This window comes from Micromonospora sp. NBC_01655 (assembly GCF_026339755.1).
Taxonomy (GTDB): domain Bacteria; phylum Actinomycetota; class Actinomycetes; order Mycobacteriales; family Micromonosporaceae; genus Micromonospora.
In genome coordinates this window covers 5,089,606-5,103,475 of sequence record NZ_JAPEQF010000001.1, presented here as the reverse complement: position 1 = coordinate 5,103,475, position 13,870 = coordinate 5,089,606, and the positions used below count along the sequence as shown (strand labels likewise).

The 13,870-nt window shown below is 74.1% G+C and carries 13 protein-coding genes and 1 pseudogene; all 14 read left to right on the top strand.

What is annotated here, in order from left to right; all coding sequences use genetic code 11:
* Positions 1-76: 76 nt before the first annotated feature.
* The 14 genes and pseudogenes from OOK41_RS23045 to OOK41_RS22980 all read left to right on the top strand — a co-directional run bounded on the left by OOK41_RS23045 (position 77) and on the right by OOK41_RS22980 (position 13,824).
* Positions 77-538, top strand: a complete 462-nt coding sequence (locus tag OOK41_RS23045) for a PH domain-containing protein (protein WP_117671696.1) — start codon at positions 77-79, stop codon at positions 536-538.
* 401 nt (positions 539-939) lie between these two features.
* Positions 940-1,590 (top strand): translation initiation factor IF-3, encoded by a 651-nt coding sequence (gene infC, locus OOK41_RS23040; protein ID WP_117671698.1) that lies wholly within the window; start codon positions 940-942, stop codon positions 1,588-1,590.
* A gap of 19 nt (positions 1,591-1,609) precedes the next feature.
* Positions 1,610-1,804, top strand: a complete 195-nt coding sequence (gene rpmI / locus OOK41_RS23035; protein WP_026267805.1) for a 50S ribosomal protein L35 — start codon at positions 1,610-1,612, stop codon at positions 1,802-1,804.
* A 33-nt stretch (positions 1,805-1,837) separates the two neighbouring features.
* Entirely contained in the window at positions 1,838-2,230 is a 393-nt protein-coding gene (rplT, locus tag OOK41_RS23030) for a 50S ribosomal protein L20 (protein ID WP_117671700.1), read from the top strand.
* An 82-nt stretch (positions 2,231-2,312) separates the two neighbouring features.
* Positions 2,313-3,110, top strand: a complete 798-nt coding sequence (locus OOK41_RS23025; protein ID WP_266266668.1) for an RNA methyltransferase — start codon at positions 2,313-2,315, stop codon at positions 3,108-3,110.
* A gap of 249 nt (positions 3,111-3,359) precedes the next feature.
* Positions 3,360-4,439 carry a phenylalanine--tRNA ligase subunit alpha gene (gene pheS, locus OOK41_RS23020; protein ID WP_117671704.1) on the top strand — a complete coding sequence of 360 codons (1,080 nt, stop codon included), beginning with the start codon at positions 3,360-3,362 and terminating at the stop codon, positions 4,437-4,439.
* 39 nt (positions 4,440-4,478) lie between these two features.
* Positions 4,479-6,441: pseudogene (locus OOK41_RS23015) on the top strand (phenylalanine--tRNA ligase subunit beta).
* Positions 6,442-6,610: 169 nt separating this feature from the next.
* Complete coding sequence (argC, locus tag OOK41_RS23010) at positions 6,611-7,612, top strand: N-acetyl-gamma-glutamyl-phosphate reductase (RefSeq protein ID WP_266266667.1); 1,002 nt, start codon at positions 6,611-6,613, stop codon at positions 7,610-7,612.
* Positions 7,609-8,781, top strand: coding sequence for a bifunctional glutamate N-acetyltransferase/amino-acid acetyltransferase ArgJ (gene argJ / locus OOK41_RS23005; protein WP_266266666.1), 1,173 nt, complete (start codon positions 7,609-7,611; stop codon positions 8,779-8,781). Before argC ends, argJ begins: the two co-directional genes overlap by 4 nt.
* A gap of 232 nt (positions 8,782-9,013) precedes the next feature.
* Positions 9,014-10,009, top strand: coding sequence for an acetylglutamate kinase (gene argB, locus OOK41_RS23000; RefSeq protein WP_266266665.1), 996 nt, complete (start codon positions 9,014-9,016; stop codon positions 10,007-10,009).
* Complete coding sequence (locus OOK41_RS22995) at positions 10,006-11,187, top strand: acetylornithine transaminase (protein ID WP_117671719.1); 1,182 nt, start codon at positions 10,006-10,008, stop codon at positions 11,185-11,187. The genes argB and OOK41_RS22995 overlap by 4 nt, the downstream gene beginning before the upstream one ends.
* Positions 11,184-12,110, top strand: coding sequence for an ornithine carbamoyltransferase (gene argF, locus OOK41_RS22990; protein ID WP_266266664.1), 927 nt, complete (start codon positions 11,184-11,186; stop codon positions 12,108-12,110). The genes OOK41_RS22995 and argF overlap by 4 nt, the downstream gene beginning before the upstream one ends.
* On the top strand, positions 12,107-12,622 hold the full coding sequence (locus OOK41_RS22985; RefSeq protein WP_117671723.1) for an arginine repressor: 516 nt from the start codon (positions 12,107-12,109) through the stop codon (positions 12,620-12,622). The genes argF and OOK41_RS22985 overlap by 4 nt, the downstream gene beginning before the upstream one ends.
* Positions 12,619-13,824, top strand: coding sequence for an argininosuccinate synthase (locus OOK41_RS22980; RefSeq protein WP_266266663.1), 1,206 nt, complete (start codon positions 12,619-12,621; stop codon positions 13,822-13,824). The genes OOK41_RS22985 and OOK41_RS22980 overlap by 4 nt, the downstream gene beginning before the upstream one ends.
* Positions 13,825-13,870: the final 46 nt, after the last annotated feature.

Sequence of the window (13,870 nt, the reverse complement as noted above, 5' to 3'; positions counted from 1 at the left end):
CGCCTGGGCTGGGCTGGGGACGGTGCTCGCGTGTGGCGGTGGGCGGGCCGGCGGAGTCGGATGGCAGACTGGTGGGGTGAGCGATACCGAACCGGTGATCCTGCGACCCCGCCGGATCCGGCTGGTCTGCTGGGTGTCGGCCGCCGCCCTGCTGGTGGTGTTCAGCCTGGTGGCCACCTCGTTGACCGGCCCCACCGGCGAGGGCTACGGCACCTTCCAGCGCGGCGACCAGCTAGCCATGATCGGCCTGGGCGTCTTCGGCGCGCTCGGCATCCTGCTGTTCACCCGGCCCCGGGTGGAGGCGCACGCGCGCGGAGTGCGGGTGCGTAACGTGATCGGCTCGTACGAGCTGCCCTGGGAGGTCGTCCGGGGGGTGCGCTTCGACCGGGGCGCGCCGTGGGCGAGCCTGGAGCTGCACGACGACGACCTGCTGCCGATGGTGGCCCTCCAGGCGGCCGACAAGGAGTCGGCGGTCGAGGGGGTCCGCGCCCTGCGCCGGCTGCACCAGGCCCACCTCGCGGCCCTGGCCGCCCGCTGAGCCGCCGCGTCCCGGGCCGGCCGCCGCCGCGTTCCGGGCCGGTTTCACCGGGGCTGGCCCGATGCGGGCTGACCTGCGTGCGCGGTTTGGGGTCGGATCGGGTGAGGGTGTAGTGTTGCTGAGTCGACCAGACTGCCCCGTGCCTCTACGCGCGGGCGGTCTAGAAGCGGAGCGCCTGCTCCCACCCGAGTCGCCCCAGTCGGTGGCCGGGTCCGGTCACCGGTTCCGGGCACACCCCGGGCCCGGATGCGCGATCATGTGATCGTGCCGACCGGTCGAGCGGGCCCTGGCATGCGCCGGGGCCTTCTGCTTTCCGGATCGGCCTCCACCACGGGGGCCGCGGAGTCGGCCACCAGAGGAGAAACTCGACTCGAGGAGGCCCCATCAGCGTCGAACCACGCGTGAACGAGCAGATCCGGGCACGTGAGGTCCGACTGGTCGGCCCCGAGGGTGAGCAGGTGGGCATCGTCCCGCTGGAGCGCGCCCTTCAGCTGGCCGCGGACGTCGATCTGGACCTGGTCGAGGTTGCGCCGATGGCGCGCCCGCCGGTGTGCAAGCTCATGGACTTCGGCAAGTTCAAGTACGAGAGCGCACTCAAGGCGCGCGAAGCGCGGCGTAACCAGCAGCAGACCGTCATCAAGGAGATGAAGCTCCGGCCGAAGATCGACCCGCACGACTACGAGACCAAGAAGGGTCACGTGGTGCGGTTCCTCAAGGCCGGCGACAAGGTCAAGGTGACGATCATGTTCCGCGGTCGGGAGCAGAGCCGCCCGGAGCTGGGTTACCGGCTCCTGCGCCGGCTCGAGTCCGAGATCACGGAGCTGGGATACGTCGAGGCCGCTCCGAAGCAGGACGGCCGAAACATGATCATGGTTCTCGCTCCGCACCGGGCCGTCAAGGCCTCCGCGGTCGCCGCGACGGCGTCCCGCGGCGCACCCCGGGACCGGGTCGCGGACGAGTCCGCCGCTCCGGCAGCCGGTGAGACCGCGGCAGCCGGCGAGACCGCAGCGGCCGGCGAGACCGGCGCAGTCGCCGACAACACCGGCGAGTAACAGGGGAGAAGACGTTTCAATGCCGAAGATGAAGAGCCACACGGGCATGGGCAAGCGGGTCAAGGTGACCGGCAAGGGCAAGATCGTTGCCCAGCAGGCCGGCCTCCGCCACAACCTGGAGAAGAAGCCCTCCACCCAGACCCGGCGGCTGACCGGCACGGTCGAGCTGGCCAAGGCTGACGTCAAGCGAATCAAGAAGCTGCTCGGCCGCTGACGCGCGCCACCTTCACGGATACAAGGAGTTGAGATGGCACGCGTCAAGCGGGCTGTGAACGCCCAGAAGAAGCGTCGTACCCTGCTGGAGTCCGCGAGCGGTTACCGCGGTCAGCGCTCCCGGCTGTACCGCAAGGCCAAGGAGCAGGTGCTGCACTCGATGCAGTACGCCTACCGGGACCGTCGCGACCGCAAGGGCGACTTCCGGCAGCTGTGGATCACCCGGATCAACGCGGGTGCCCGCGCCAACGGGATGACCTACAACCGGCTGATCCAGGGCCTGCGCCTGGCCGGCGTCGAGGTCGACCGGAAGATCCTGGCCGACCTGGCCGTCAACGACGCCACCGCGTTCGCCGCGATCGTCGAGGTCGCCCGCGTCGCCGTGGCGGCCGAGGGCACCGGTGGCGCGGCGGCCCAGGCCGCCTGATCCGCCAGCACCCGACCGAGGCGCCCCCGTGTCGTCCACGACGCGCGGCGGGCGCCTCGGCCGTGCTCCGGAGCCGGACACCATGCCCTTCACCCCACGTACCCCCAGGGTCGTCGCCGCCCGCCGGCTGCACCGGCGCCGCGACCGCGACGCCGGCGGCCGGTTCCTCGCCGAGGGGCCGCAGGCCGTCCGGGAGGCCCTCGCCCGCCCCGGCACCGTCGTCGAGCTGTTCGGCACCCCGGCCGCCCTCGACCGGTACGCCGACCTGGCCGCCCACACCGCCCGCGTCGACGTGCCGGTGTCCGAGGTCACCGACGACGCCCTCGCCGCGCTCGCCGAGACCGTCGCCCCGCAGGGCCTGGTCGCCGTCTGCCGGCACCTGGACGTGCCGCTGGACGACGCGCTCGCCGCCGCCCCCCGACTGGTGGCGGTGCTCGCCGAGATCCGTGACCCGGGCAACGCCGGCACCGTGCTGCGCACCGCCGACGCCGCCGGGGCCGGAGCCGTGGTCTTCGCCGGCGACGCGGTCGACCCGTACAACGGCAAGTGCGTGCGAGCCTCGGCCGGCAGCCTCTTCCACGTCGACGTGGTCCGCGCGCCGGACCCCCTCGCCGTGGTCGCCGCGCTGCACGCCGCCGGGCTCTCGGTTCTCGCCACCACCGGGTACGGCGACAGCGACCTCGACGACCTGGCCGACGCCGGCCGGCTGGCCACCCCGACCGCCTGGCTGTTCGGCTCGGAGGCGCACGGGCTGCCCGAGGAGCTGACCGCCGCCGCCGACGCCCGGGTGCGGGTGCCGCTGCACGGGCGCGCCGAGAGCCTCAACCTGGCTGCGGCTGCCGCCGTGTGCCTGTACGCTTCAGCGAGAGCGCTGCGCTGACGTCCGAGCGTGTCCGCACCCGGTGTCGGGTGCCCGGTCGGCGGCGCGGCCCCACCGCAGGGGAGTCGTCCACATGATGAACGCGCCACGGCGTTCGTTTAGCCAGCCCGCCGGTGTCGGCGGGCGGCGGGCCTGACCCTTCCCCCTGCGCGACCTCCCACCGGCGGGCTGCGGCACAGCCGCGCGTCCGTAGACTCGCTTCGCCGCCCGTGCAGGGCCGGCGCCGCCGTGAGGGAGTGCCCGTACGCCATGACCTATCGCAACGATCCGTACGACCCGAAGCAGGTCGCCCTGCTCGACCCGGACGCCCTGGCCGGGGCCGTGGCCGACGCCGAGCAGGCGTTCGCCGCCGCCGCCGACCCCGACGCGCTGACCGCGCTGCGACCCGCGCACCTCGGTGACCGGTCCCCGGTCTCGCTGGCCCGCCGGGAGATCGGCGCGCTGCCGCCGGCCGCCAAGTCCGACGCCGGCAAGCGGGTCAACGAGGCCCGCCGGGCGATCGAGGCCGGCTACGCCGCCCGCGCCGAGGTCCTCGAACGCGAGCAGGCCGAGCGGGTGCTGGTCACCGAGCGGGTCGACGTCACGCTGCCCTACGACCGCCGGCCGCGCGGCGCCCGGCACCCGCTGAGCACGCTGATGGAGCAGATCAGCGACCTGTTCGTCGGGATGGGCTACGAGGTGGCCGAGGGGCCCGAGGTCGAGCTGGAGTGGACCAACTTCGACGCCCTCAACATCCCCGCCGACCACCCGGCGCGCGGCCTGATGGACACCTTCCACATCGCACCGCCGCCGGGCGCGGAGAGCTCCGGGCTGGTGCTGCGCACCCACACCTCCCCGGTGCAGGCGCGCACCATGCTGACCCGCAGGCCGCCGATCTACGTGGTGGTGCCCGGCCGGGTGTACCGCACCGACGAGCTGGACGCCACCCACGCCCCCGTGTTCCACCAGGTCGAGGGCCTGGTAGTGGACCGCGGCATCACCATGGCGCACCTGCGCGGCACCCTCGACCACTTCGCCCGGGCCATGTTCGGCGAGGGCGCGAAGACCCGCTGGCGGCCGCACTACTTCCCGTTCACCGAGCCGTCCGCCGAGTTCGACGTGTGGTTCCCGGAGCACCGCGACGGGCCGCGCTGGGTCGAGTGGGGCGGCTGCGGCATGGTCAACCCCCGGGTGCTGCGCGCCTGCGGGATCGACCCGGAGGTCTACTCCGGATTCGCCTTCGGCATGGGCATCGACCGGACCGTGATGTTCCGCCACGGGGTCAGCGACATGCGGGACATGGCCGAGGGCGACGTGCGGTTCACCCGCGCGTTCGGGGCCGGGGCGTAGACGGTGCGGGCACGAGTTACGGAGACGGTGATCTGAGACATGCGAGTTTCTGTCAGCTGGCTGCGGGAGTACGTCGACCTCCCGGCCGACCTGCCCGCCGATGACCTGGAGCAGGCGCTGGTCGACCTCGGCATCGAGGTCGAGTCGATCGTGGACCTGCGGGCCACGGTCACCGGCGCCCTGGTCGTCGGCGAGGTCCTGGAGATCGAGGAGCTCACCGGCTTCAAGAAGCCGATCCGGTTCTGCCGGGTCGACGTCGGCGCTGCCAACGGCACCGGCGAGCCGCAGGAGATCGTCTGCGGGGCTCGCAACTTCGCCCCCGGCGACCGGGTGGTGGTGATCCTCCCCGGCGGCGTGCTGCCCGGCGGCTTCGCCATCGGCGCGCGCAAGACGTACGGGCGTAACTCCCACGGCATGATCTGCTCCGCCAAGGAGCTGGGCCTGGGCGACGACCACTCGGGCATCATCGTGCTGCCCGAGGACGTCAAGGCCCTGCCCGGCGACGACGCCCGCCGCCGAGGTGCATCGATCTACGACGACAAGGCTGTCACCTGCTCGCCGCTGGGAGGCGACGCGCCGCCTCGAGACCGGATCGCCGGGCCGCATGCGGGCGGTCCGGCTGCTCACCGAGCACGCCGGCGGCACCGCCGGGGCGGAGATCCTCGACCTGGACCACGTCCGGCCGCGTACCCCGGTCGTCCTGCCGGCGGACCTGCCGAGCCGGCGGGTCGGGGTCACCTACTCCCCGGAGCGGGTGGTGTCCCTGCTGGAGCAGGTCGGTTGCCACGTCACCCGGGGCGCCGACCGGCTGGGCGAGGACCCGGGCGCCGCCGGGACCCCGGCGGCCGGCGGCGCGGACGTGCTCACCGTCGTCCCGCCGACCTGGCGTCCGGACCTCACCGACCCGGCCGACCTGGTCGAGGAGGTGGTCCGCCTCGACGGGTACGACCGGGTCCCGTCGGTGCTGCCCACCGCGCCGCCCGGCCGGGGGCTGACCTGGCAGCAGCGCCGCCGCCGGGCCGTGGCCCGCTCGCTCGCCGAGCGCGGGTACGTCGAGGTGCTCGCCCACCCGTTCGTCGCCGGTGAGCTGGCCGACCTGCTCGGCCTGCCGGCCGACGACCCGCGTCGGCCGGCGGTGCGGGTGGCCAACCCGCTGTCGGAGGAGGAGCCGCTGCTGCGCACCACGCTGCTCGGCCCGCTGCTCGGCATCCTCAAGCGCAACCTCGGCCGGGGCCACCGCGACGTCGCCCTCTACGAGATCGGCACGGTCTTCCACCCACGCCCCGGCGTCGGCGCCCCGCCCGCGATGGGCGTGGACCGGCGGCCCACCGACGCCGAGTTCGCCGCCGCCGACGCGGTCGTGCCCGACCAGCCCCGGCACGTCGCCGCGGTGCTGACCGGGGACGTCGAGCCGGCCGGCTGGTGGGGCGCCGGCCGGCCGGCCGGCTGGGCGGACGCGGTCGAGGCCGGCCGGGCCGTGCTCGCCGCCGCCGACGTCCCCGCCGACCGGGTCGAGGTGCGGGCCGCCGAGTACGCACCCTGGCACCCCGGCCGCTGCGCCGAACTGCTGGTCGACGGGACCGTCGTCGGGCACGCCGGTGAGCTGCACCCGGCCGTGGTGGCCGCGCTGGAACTGCCCCGGCGCACCAGCGCCATGGAGCTGGACCTAGACGCGCTGCCGCCCGCCCCGGTTGCCCCGGCCCCGACGGTCTCCGGCTTCCCGCCGGCACTGATCGACGTGGCCCTCGTCGTGGACGAGCGGGTGCCCGCCGCCGAGGTGCAGCGGGCCCTCGTCGAGGGGGCCGGCGAGCTGCTGGAGGGCGTCCGGCTGTTCGACGTCTACGCCTCCGAGCAGCTCGGCGCGGGACGCCGGTCGCTGGCGTACAAGCTGACCTTCCGCGCCCCCGACCGGACGCTGACGGTCGAGGAGGCGGTGGCGGCCCGCGACGCGGCGGTGGCCCGGGCGGCGGAGCGCTTCGGCGCCACCCTGCGCGGCGCCTGAGGTGTGCGCGGGGCCCCTTCCCTCCAGGGAAGGGGCCCCGACCCGATCAGGCGGTGAACGGCAGCGTGGCGACCGTCACCCCGTACATGACCATGCAGCGCACTGTATGACCTTGCAATAGTGCGCCGAGGGCAGGTAGCCTTCTCTGCATAGTCATGCGGAGGTGGGAATGGGTATCCGAGTTGCGGTAGCGGGGGCGAGCGGCTACGCCGGGGGCGAGCTGCTGCGCCTGGTCGCCGGTCACCCCGAGCTCGACCTGGTCGCGGCCACCGCGCACCGCCAGGCCGGCGTGCCGGTCACCGCCGTACACCCGCAGCTCGTCGGGCTGGACCTGGTGTTCGCGGCGACCGAGCCGGCGACCCTGGCCGACGCGGACCTGGTCTTCCTGGCCCTGCCGCACGGCGAGTCGGCGGCCCTGGCCGCCGCCCTGCCGGAGCCGGTCCGGGTGGTCGACCTGGGCGCCGACCACCGGCTGCGCGACGCCGCCGCCTGGACGCGGTACTACGGCGGCGAGCACGCCGGGACCTGGACCTACGGCCTGCCCGAACTGCCCGGCCAGCGCCCGGAGATCGCCGCCGCGACCCGGGTCGCCAACACCGGCTGCTACGCGGTGGCCACCACGCTCGCGCTCGCCCCGCTGGTCGCGGCCGGCGCGGTCGATCCCGCCGACGTCGTGGTGGTCGCCGCCTCCGGCACCTCCGGCGCGGGCCGGGCCGCCAAGACCAACCTGCTCGGCAGCGAGGTGATGGGCGACCTGTCGCCGTACAAGGTCGGGGCCCACCAGCACGTGCCGGAGATCAAGCAGGCCACCGGAGCGACCAGCCTCTCCCTCACCCCGGTCCTCGCGCCGATGCCGCGCGGCATCCTCGCCACGGTCACCGCCGTGCCGACCGGCGACGCCGACCCCCGGGCGGTGCTCGCGCAGGCGTACGCGGACGCCCCGTTCGTGCACCTGCTGCCCGAGGGGGCCTGGCCGCACACCGCCGCCACCCTCGGCTCGAACTCCTGCCACCTCCAGGCGGGCGTGGACGTCGACTCCGGCCGGGTGATCGTGGTCAGCGCCATCGACAACCTCGGCAAGGGGGCGGCCGGCCAGGCCGTGCAGTGCGCCAACCTGATGCTCGGCCTGCCCGAGACCACCGGCCTGTCCGTCTGGGGGGTCGCACCATGACTGTCACCACACCGAAGGGATTCCGGGCCGCCGGGGTCGCCGCCGGGCTCAAGACCAGCGGCGCCAGCGACGTCGCCCTGGTCGTCAACGACGGCCCGGACGCCGGAGTCGCCGGCGTCTTCACCGCCAACCGGGTCAAGGCCGCGCCGGTGCTGTGGACCCAGCAGGTGGTCCGTGGCGGCGTGGCCCGCGCCGTGGTGCTGAACTCCGGTGGCGCGAACGCCTGCACCGGCCCGGCCGGCTTCCAGGACACCCACGCCACCGCTGAGCACACCGCCGCCGCGCTGACCGCCGCCAGCCCCCGGCTGCGGCTCGGCGCCGCCGACGTCGCGGTCTGCTCCACCGGCCTGATCGGCGAGCGGCTGCCGATGCCGAAGCTGCTGCCCGGCGTACGGGCGGCGATCCGCGGCCTGTCCCGCGACGGCGGCACCGCCGCGGCCGAGGCGATCATGACCACCGACACCCGGCCGAAGACCACCGCGGCCGCCGGCACCGGCTGGACCGTCGGCGGCATGGCCAAGGGCGCCGGAATGCTCGCCCCGGCCATGGCGACCATGCTCTGCGTGCTGACCACCGACGCGGTGGCCGGGCCGGAGGCGCTCGACGCCGCGCTGCGCGCGGCCTGCCGGGTCACCTTCGACCGGATCGACTCCGACGGCTGCATGTCCACCAACGACACCGTGCTGCTGCTGTCCAGCGGCGCGTCCGGCATCGAGCCCACCCAGGCGGAGCTGACCGACGCCGTCACCGCCGCCTGCCACGACCTGGCCCAGCAGCTCATCGCCGACGCCGAGGGCGCCACCAAGCAGGTCGCCATCGACGTGGTCGGCGCCGCCAGCGAGGACGACGCGGTCGAGGTGGGCCGGTCGGTGGCCCGCAACAACCTGGTGAAGACGGCGCTGTTCGGCAACGACCCGAACTGGGGCCGGATCCTGGCCGCCGTCGGCACCACCGCCGCCGCGTTCGAGCCGGACGCCGTCGACGTCGCCGTGAACGGGGTCTGGGTGTGCCGCTGTGGCGCCGCCGCCGAGGACCGCTCGAAGGTCGACCTCACCGGGCGGGACGTGACCATCCGCATCGACCTGCACGCCGGCGACGCGGCGGCCACCGTGTGGACCAACGACCTGTCGCACGCGTACGTGCACGAGAACTCGGCGTACTCGACGTGAGCGCGAGGAACGCAGCGCAGCGGAGTCCCGCAGTCGCGATCGGAAGGTTGGCATCGTGAGCGCGAGGAACGCAGCGCAGCGGAGTCCCGCAGTCGCGATCGGAAGGTTGGCATCGTGAGCGCGAGGAATGCAGCGCAGCGGAGTCCCGCAGTCGCGATCGGAAGGTTGGCATCGTGAGCGCGAGGAATGCAGCGCAGCGGAGTCCCGCAGTCGCGATCGGAAGGTTGGCATCGTGAGTCTCACCGCGGACCTCTCCCGGGCCCAGGTCAAGGCCGAGACGCTGATCGAGGCGCTGCCCTGGCTGGCCCGGTTCTCCGGTGCCACCGTCGTGGTCAAGTACGGCGGCAACGCCATGGTCGACCCCGAACTCCAGCGGGCCTTCGCCGCCGACATGGTGTTCCTGCGCTACGCCGGCCTCAAGCCGGTCGTGGTGCACGGCGGCGGGCCGCAGATCTCCGCCATGCTCGGCCGGCTCGGCATCGACAGCGAGTTCAGGGGCGGCCTGCGGGTCACCACCCCCGAGGCGATGGACGTCGTCCGGATGGTGCTGGTCGGCCAGGTCGGCCGGGAACTGGTCGGGCTGATCAACGCGCACGGCCCGTTCGCCGTCGGCCTCTCCGGCGAGGACGCCGGCCTGTTCACCGCCGTGCGCCGCCCCGCGTACGTCGACGGGGAGCCGGTGGACGTCGGTCAGGTCGGCGACGTCGAGTCCGTGGACACCTCGGCGGTGACGGACCTGATCGCGGCCGGCCGCATCCCGGTGATCTCCACCGTCGCGCCGGACGCCGACGGGGTGCTGCACAACCTGAACGCCGACACCGCCGCCGCCGCGCTCGCGATCGCGCTCCAGGCCCGCAAGCTGGTCGTCCTCACCGACGTCCCCGGCCTCTACGCGAACTGGCCCGACACCGACAGCCTGGTCAGCGAGATCACCACCGACGACCTGGCGGAGCTGCTGCCGTCCCTGGAATCGGGGATGGTCCCGAAGATGGAGGCCTGCCTGCGGGCGGTGTGCCACGGCGTGCCCGCCGCACACGTCGTCGACGGCCGGGTCGCCCACTCCACGCTGCTTGAGGTCTTCACCTCGGAAGGATTCGGAACGATGGTCGTGAGCGCGAGGAGTGAGCCTGCGAGCCCCGCAGTCGCGAACAAGAATGGCTCGGTGAGCGCGAGGAGTGAGCCTGCGAGCCCCGCAGTCGCGAACAAGGAAGGCACGGTTGCGCCATGAGCACGCTGGTGGACCGCTGGCGGCAGTCGCTGATGGACAACTACGGCACGCCGCCGCTCGCGCTGGTCTCCGGTTCCGGCGCGGTCGTGGTCGACGAGGCCGGCCGGGAGTACGTCGACCTGCTCGGCGGCATCGCGGTCAACGCCCTTGGCCACGCCCACCCGGCCGTGGTGGCCGCCGTGTCCCGGCAGGTCGCCACCCTCGGGCACGTGTCCAACCTGTTCGTCGCCGAGCCGCCGGTGGCGCTGGCCGAGTTGCTGCTGGCCCTCGCGGGCCGGCCCGGCCGGGTCTTCCTCGCCAACTCCGGCGCCGAGGCCAACGAGGCCGCGTTCAAGCTGTCCCGGCTCACCGGCCGCACGCACGTGGTCGCCACCGTCGGCGGCTTCCACGGCCGGACCATGGGCGCGCTCGCGCTCACCGGCCAGCCCGCCAAGGCCGACCCGTTCCGCCCGCTGCCCGGCGACGTCACCCACGTCCCGTACGGCGACGCGGCGGCCCTGGCCGGGGCGGTGACCGACGCGACCGCCATGGTGATCCTGGAGCCGGTCCAGGGCGAGAACGGGGTCGTCGTCCCGCCCGCCGGCTACCTCGCCGAGGCCCGGCGGATCGCCACCCGGCACGGCGCGCTGCTGGTGCTCGACGAGGTGCAGACCGGCGTCGGCCGCACCGGACACTGGTTCGCCCACCAGGCCGAGGGCGTCGAACCCGACGTCGTCACCCTCGCCAAGGGCCTCGGCGGCGGCCTGCCGATCGGCGCGTGCCTGGCCTTCGGCCCGGCCGCCGACCTGCTCAAGGCCGGCTCGCACGGCACCACCTTCGGCGGCAACCCGGTGAGCTGTGCCGCCGCCCTCGCGGTGGTGTCGACCATCGCCAGTGAAGGGTTGCTCGACCACGTCAAGCGGGTCGGCGAGCGGCTGCGCCGGGGGGTCGAGGCGCTCGGCCACCCCCTGGTCGCCGAGGTGCGCGGCGCGGGCCTGCTGCTCGGGATCGTGCTCACCGCCGACGTGTCCGGCCCGGTGGCGACCGCGCTGCGCGAGGCCGGCTTCCTGGTCAACCCGGTGCAGCCCGGCGTGGTCCGGCTCGCCCCGCCGCTGGTCCTGACCACCGACCAGGTCGACGCCTTCCTGGCCGCCCTGCCCGCCGTCCTCGACGCCACCACCCCGGAGGCCACCGCATGACCCGCCACCTGCTGCGCGACGACGATCTCTCGCCCGCCGAGCAGTCGGCCGTGCTGGACCTGGCCGCCCGGATGAAGGCCGAGCGGTACACCCACAAGCCGCTGGCCGGCCCGAGGTCGGTGGCGGTGCTGTTCGACAAGCAGAGCCTGCGCACCCGGATCTCGTTCGACGCCGGCATCGCCGAGCTGGGTGGCCACCCGCTCGTGGTGGACACCCAGGTCACCCACTTCGGCCGGGGCGAGACCCTCGCCGACGCCGGCCGGGTGCTGTCCCGCTACGTGGCCGCGATCGTGCTGCGCACCCACGGCGACGACCGGATCGCCGAGGTCGCCGCCGGGGCGAGCGTGCCGGTGGTCAACGCCCTCACCGACGGCTTCCACCCCTGCCAGCTCCTGGCCGACCTGCTCACCGTCCGCGAGCGGTGCGGCGGCACGCGGGGCCGGACGCTGGCGTACGTCGGGGACGCGGCGAACAACATGTCCCACTCGTACCTGCTGGCCGGGGCGACCGCCGGGATGCACGTGCGGGTCGCCGGGCCGGACGGGTTCGACCCCGACCCCGAGGTGGTCACCCGGGCCGCGCAGATCGCCGCCGGCACCGGCGGGTCGGTGCGGGTGCTGCGCGACGCGGTGGCGGCGGTGCGGGACGCCGACGTGCTGGCCACCGACACCTGGACCTCGATGGGGCAGGAGTCCGACGGGCTGGACCGGATCACCCCGTTCCTGCCGTACCAGCTCAACAAGCAACTGCTCGGCCACGCCGCGCCGGACGCGATCGTGCTGCACTGCCTGCCCGCCCACCGGGGCGAGGAGATCACCGACGAGGTGCTCGACGGCCCGCAGAGCGCCGTGTTCGACCAGGCGGAGAACCGGCTGCACGCCCAGAAGGCGCTGCTGGCGTTCCTGTTGGAGAGCCGGGTATGACCGCCCCGCTGACCCGCGCCGCCCGGCACGCCCGGATCGTCGAGCTGATCCGCGACAAGGCGGTCCGCTCGCAGACCGAGCTGGCCGACCTGCTCGCCGGCGACGGCGTCGGAGTGACCCAGGCCACCCTGTCCCGGGACCTCAAGGAGCTGGGCGCGGTCACCGCCCGGGGCGGTGACGGGCGCCCCGTGTACGTCATCCCCGAGGACGGCCACCGCCCGCTGCGCGACGCCGAGGCCGCCCCGGCCCGGCTGGTCCGGCTGCTGCGGGAGCTGCTCAACGAGGTCGACTCCAGCGGCAACATCGCCGTGCTGCGCACCCCGCCGGGCGCAGCCCAATACCTGGCCAGCGCGTTGGACCGAGCGGGCCTGCCCGAGGTCGTCGGCACCATCGCCGGCGACGACACCATCCTCGTCGTGGCCCGCGAGGCCGTCGGCGGTGCCGCGTTGGGCGAGAAGCTCGCCGCGTGGTCCCGCCGGGAAGAGAACGTCGAAGGGAACGCCACACCATGACCGAGCGGGTCGTCCTTGCGTACTCCGGAGGGTTGGACACCTCCGTCGCGATTCCGTACCTGGCCGAGCAGACCGGCGCCGAGATCATCGCGGTGGCGGTGGACGTCGGGCAGGGCGGCGAGGACCTCGCCGCCATCCGGCAGCGCGCCCTGGACTGCGGGGCCGTCGAGTCGGAGGTGGTCGACGCGCGCGACGAGTTCGCCGCCGACTACTGCCTGCCGGCGATGCGGGCCAACGCCCTCTACATGGACCGGTACCCGCTGGTCTCCGCGCTGTCCCGGCCGCTGATCGTCAAGCACCTGGTGGCCGCGGCCCGCAAGCACGGCGGCACCATCGTGTCGCACGGCTGCACCGGCAAGGGCAACGACCAGGTCCGCTTCGAGGTCGGCCTGGCCGCGCTCGCCCCCGACCTGAAGATCATCGCCCCGGCCCGGGACTTCGCCTGGACCCGGGACAAGGCGATCGCGTTCGCCGAGGAGAAGGGGCTGCCGATCGACGTGTCGGCCAAGTCGCCGTACTCGATCGACCAGAACCTGTGGGGCCGGGCCGTGGAGACCGGCTTCCTGGAGGACATCTGGAACGCCCCCGTCGAGGACCTGTACTCGTACACGTCGGACCCGGCCGAGCCCCGCGACGCCGACGAGGTGGTCATCACCTTCGACGCCGGCGTGCCGGTCGCGATCGACGGCGAGACCGTCACCCCGTACCAGGCGATCCTGGAGCTGAACCGGCGCGCCGGAGCGCAGGGCGTCGGCCGGCTCGACATGGTCGAGGACCGGCTCGTCGGCATCAAGAGCCGCGAGGTGTACGAGGCCCCCGGCGCGATCGCGCTGATCGCCGCCCACCAGGAGCTGGAGGCGGTCACCGTCGAGCGGGACCTGGCCCGGTTCAAGAAGGGCGTCGACCAGCGCTGGGGCGAGCTGGTCTACGACGGCCTGTGGTTCTCCCCGCTGAAGCAGGCCCTGGACGCCTTCATCGACGACGCCCAGCAGCAGGTCTCCGGCGAGGTGCGGCTCACCCTGCACGGAGGCCGGGCCACCGTGACCGGCCGGCGCTCCGAGGCCAGCCTGTACGACTTCGGCATGGCCACCTACGACACCGGCGACACCTTCGACCAGTCCCTGGCCAAGGGCTTCGTGCAGTTGTGGGGCCTGCCCAGCAGGATGGCCGCCGCGCGGGACGCCCGGTTGGCCGGCTCCTGACCAGTGCGGGCGCGAGGAGTGAGCGAGCGCAGCGAGTGAGCCCCGC